This window comes from Hymenobacter sp. UV11 (assembly GCF_004684095.1).
Classification (GTDB): Bacteria; Bacteroidota; Bacteroidia; order Cytophagales; family Hymenobacteraceae; genus Hymenobacter.
On sequence record NZ_SRII01000044.1, the window covers coordinates 1 to 3,624 of the forward strand.

The 3,624-nt window shown below is 61.8% G+C and carries 6 protein-coding genes; all 6 read right to left on the reverse strand.

Features of this window, described 5'->3' with window-relative positions:
* The coding region (locus tag E4631_RS25560) for a family 1 glycosylhydrolase (RefSeq protein ID WP_133656193.1) at window positions 1-649 on the reverse strand (649 nt) is incomplete at its 3' end.
* 52 nt (window positions 650-701) lie between these two features.
* Window positions 702-1,151 carry a putative quinol monooxygenase gene (locus E4631_RS25565; RefSeq protein WP_166647965.1) on the reverse strand — a complete coding sequence of 150 codons (450 nt, stop codon included), beginning with the start codon at window positions 1,149-1,151 and terminating at the stop codon, window positions 702-704.
* Between the two features lie 34 nt (window positions 1,152-1,185).
* A complete protein-coding gene (locus tag E4631_RS26190) occupies window positions 1,186-1,452 on the reverse strand; it encodes a hypothetical protein (protein WP_166647964.1) in 267 nt (88 codons plus the stop codon).
* A gap of 73 nt (window positions 1,453-1,525) precedes the next feature.
* Window positions 1,526-2,377 (reverse strand): transporter, encoded by an 852-nt coding sequence (locus E4631_RS25570; RefSeq protein ID WP_240735247.1) that lies wholly within the window; start codon window positions 2,375-2,377, stop codon window positions 1,526-1,528.
* Window positions 2,378-2,473: 96 nt separating this feature from the next.
* On the reverse strand, window positions 2,474-3,007 hold the full coding sequence (locus E4631_RS25575) for an MgtC/SapB family protein (RefSeq protein WP_133656191.1): 534 nt from the start codon (window positions 3,005-3,007) through the stop codon (window positions 2,474-2,476).
* A complete protein-coding gene (locus E4631_RS25580; protein WP_133656190.1) occupies window positions 3,004-3,378 on the reverse strand; it encodes a hypothetical protein in 375 nt (124 codons plus the stop codon). The genes E4631_RS25575 and E4631_RS25580 overlap by 4 nt, the downstream gene beginning before the upstream one ends.
* Between the last annotated feature and the right edge of the window lie 246 nt (window positions 3,379-3,624).

The following is a 3,624-nucleotide window of genomic DNA, read 5'->3' on the forward strand; positions in this document are numbered from 1 at the left end:
TCAGAAAGCGCTGTTGATTAAGAAAATTCGCCTGCTGCCGCGCGGCGGGCGTTTCGGGGTGAAAATATTCGGCCGATTCGCTCTGGATGAAGGTGGCCCCGGGCTGCACGCCCAGGATGGCCTGCATGGCCAGAACGTTAGCCCGGCACAAGTGTTTGAGCGCCGTGACAAAGGCCTGGTCGCTGGCCAGGCACTCGTTCCACCACCCGTACTGGGCCGAAAACTTGGCCGTTACGAATATTTCGTTGATGGGAGTGTAGAACTGCAAGTCGGAGAAGCGGGCAGCAAACGCCTGAGCGTAAGCCGCAAAGTGCGTGGGAAATTCCGGGTTCTGAAAATTATTCAGCCAATCGGGCAGGCCGAAGTGCAGCAAATCCACGATGGGCGTGATGCCCAGTTCCCGCAGGTAGCCAAACACTTGGTCGGTGAAGGTCCAGTCGTACTGGTTGGGGCCGGTATGCACCCGGTAGTAGGGCGGGCCGTAGCGCAGAAATTCGAGGCCCAGTTCCTTGATTAAGTCGAAGTCCTCCCGCCAGCGTTGGTAGTGGCCGGTTTTCTCCAACTCGTCTACCCGGTGCGTGGTGCCGTCGGGCAGCCGGATGGTGGGATAGCTGTTTTCGATGCCGGTGGCAAACATAAAGGCGCTCATACCGCAGGAAGTAAGGAGTAGGGAAAGGAAAAGCAACGAAATCAGCAGCGGACTAGTGGGTAGCCGGGGGCGTAATTACCACCTGGCGGCGGCTTACCTGATAGAGCTGGCTGGTAGCTAGCCCGGCCAGCCAGCCGGGTAGTAGCTGCTGGTAAGCCGCCGCGTCGGAGTGCTTCCCATGGGCTTCCCATGGGAAGCACTCCCACGCGGCCCGGGTGGCCCATTCCTCAACCGTGAAAAAAGTATTGAGCGCGCTTGGGTCCTCGTACACGGTGTAACTCAGGCAGCCGGCTTCCTGGCGCGTGGGAACGGCCAGCGCTGCTTCCGTGGCTAGGAAGACGGGCCGGCTTTCGGGTTTGATGGGCAGGCGCGCTGTGCTCACCAGCAGGGTAGTCTCGGCGTGAGCTTCGGGGTGCAGCAGATGGCCGACTTGCCCGGCGGCGGCGCACAGCCGCAGCGCCGCGCCGCAAACGGAAATCACCAGTAAAAGGGGATATTTCATAGCGGAGGTGCTGAATAAAAGCGGTGAATACAACCTACGCCAGCGTAACGTGCACCAAGGGACTGTGGCCTTCGTACTCGTCGAACTGGGTGCAGTACTGCACGTGGTACTCCAACCCGGTGCCGGCCGCAAACACCTCCTTGTCCACGAAGGGAGAGGAAGCATCGTAGGCAATGTGTCGCCACGCCGACCCTTCCCCGACCACCCGGCGGTAGATATGCACCCTTTGGCATTCTTCTTTCACGAAAGTGAGGCATCGGCCTGCCGGGACCAGGGTAAGGCTAAGGTTAGCAGAAGACATAAAAGAGAAAGAAAACAAAATGGCGGCTGCCAGTCGGTGTAAAGCAGTTCAGGCGGCTAGCCCAGGAGCAGACCTACGCCACCATGCCCAGGAGCAAAAACAGCAGAAACCCCACGAAAAAGGCGGAGGTAAGCCAGGGCGATTCCGGCTCATCATGGGCCTCGGTCAGCAGTTCCTCCGTGACCAGGAACAGCAGGGCGGCCAGGCCGAAGGCGAGCACCAGTTCCATCACGTTGTCGGAGGCGCCCTGTAGCACAGTAATGCCCACGCCGGCACCGACCACCAGCAGCCCCGACAAGGCCGCCACGATGCCCACGGCCCGGGCTTTGCCCTGGCCCTGCTGGCGCAGCTCCACGGCCGTGGCCAAACCCAACGAGAGCACTTCAATGGTGAGGGCCACGGCCAACAACAGTCCTTCTTTGGCCCCGGCCGCAAAGCCGATGCCCAGCAGCAACCCGTCGATGAGAATATCAATGCCCACACCGGTGAGCAGGCCCATTGGCAGCGTAGCCGCCGGGGTGGCCGCTGCGGCCGGGCTAGCGACTTGCTCAGCGCCGGGGGGCGTCTCAGAAGCCCATATGACGCCGGGGGGCAATGGAAACGTGGGGGCAGCCGACTCTTTGGCAGCGGCCTGGCGGGTGAAATAGCGCAGGGCGAGCATGAGCGCGACGCCGATGCCGAACCCCAGCCCGACTTCCAACGGGCGGTGGCGCTTCACGATGTCAGGCAGCAGTTCCACGGCCACCACCGAAAACACTACCCCAGCCGCGAAGTGCAGGATGGCGCTACGAATAGCAGCGCCCGGCGGGCGGACGATGGCTGTGACGGCCCCCACTACCATGACGGCGGCGGGCACCAGCGCGTAAAGCAGCACTTGCGTCCAGGATGGCTGCACGGGCGGAGAGGTAATGAGTAGAATAGACATTAGGTAGTGAGGGAAGTAGGTAGGGAAGACGTGGACAAGCCACCATCGCCGGCTCAGTACAGAAGAGCTGGTCGGCAGACTTTGCCGGGCCAGTAGCTATCCTGGTGCAGTGCCGCGAGCCGGCCTGGCAAGGTTGTCGGGTTGCTCAGCGGGTTTATCTGTCGGCGGCAGCAGCCGTTCCAGACGGCCCACGACGGTAAGTACCAGCCACGTAAGGCCAGTGCCAAGCAGCGCCAGCCCCAGGCCGCCCAGGCCCACCGTTACGCCAATGGCCGCCGTTATCCAGATACCCGCAGCAGTCGTCAGCCCCTGGATTTCCCAGGTTCGGCTGCGCTTCAGAATGGCGCCTGCTCCCAGAAAGCCGATACCGGTGACCAGCCCCTGAATAACCCGCGACACGGCATCCGGCGTCATCCCGCTGCCGGCCGCCGCCAGCACAAATACCGCCGCCCCCGAGGCTACCAGGATGTGGGTGCGCACCCCAGCCGGCTTGCCTACGCCTTGCCGCTGCAAGCCAATGAGGCCACCCAGCAGCGCGGCCGCAAGCAACCGGATGATGGTGTGCACTAACTGCGTTTTATCAGGCAGGCCCGTCGTCAGTTCCGCCCAGATAATCTCCTGTATACTCATGGCTGCTTAGCCAGTGGGTTCCAGCTAAACCCGTTGAAATTTCCCGCGCTGTCCTGGGCATAGGCGCTGATTTCCGCAACTTGAATGCGACGGGTATAGCCCCGGCCCTGCCCGTCGTGCAGACTTGTGAGTTGAATGGCGCGGTGGGCACCGGGTGGTAGCGTACCCACCGCCCAGCCGAAGGCGTCATTCACGTCAAGTGTTGTGCGGTAATAAGTGGTGCGGCTAGTATTGGTCACGTGTAGCGCCGTGCTATCCAGCGCGACCGTCAATCGGAGCCGCAGGCTATGCGAGCCGATGTTGCCGCACCCCGTGAGCAGGGCCCCGGCCGTTATAACTGCCGGCAGGTAGAGAAACGCATTCTTTTTCATAGTTTAGCTGGCTATTCGTCTTAAGGTGAAGGGGACAGCTCCTACTCTTGAACTGACAATTGTAGGCACTAGCCAGTGCGGGAAGCGTAGCGAAACCCATGCTTAGGCGTGGGTTTCGTGCTGGGCAAAGTCGCCGCGCTCTACCTGAATGGTGGCGTGCTGAATGGGGTGCTTGCCCGTGATATACTCGTGGGCGCGGGTGAGCACGTCCTCGTGGTGCGCGTCGTCGGTGAGCACCACGTGCAG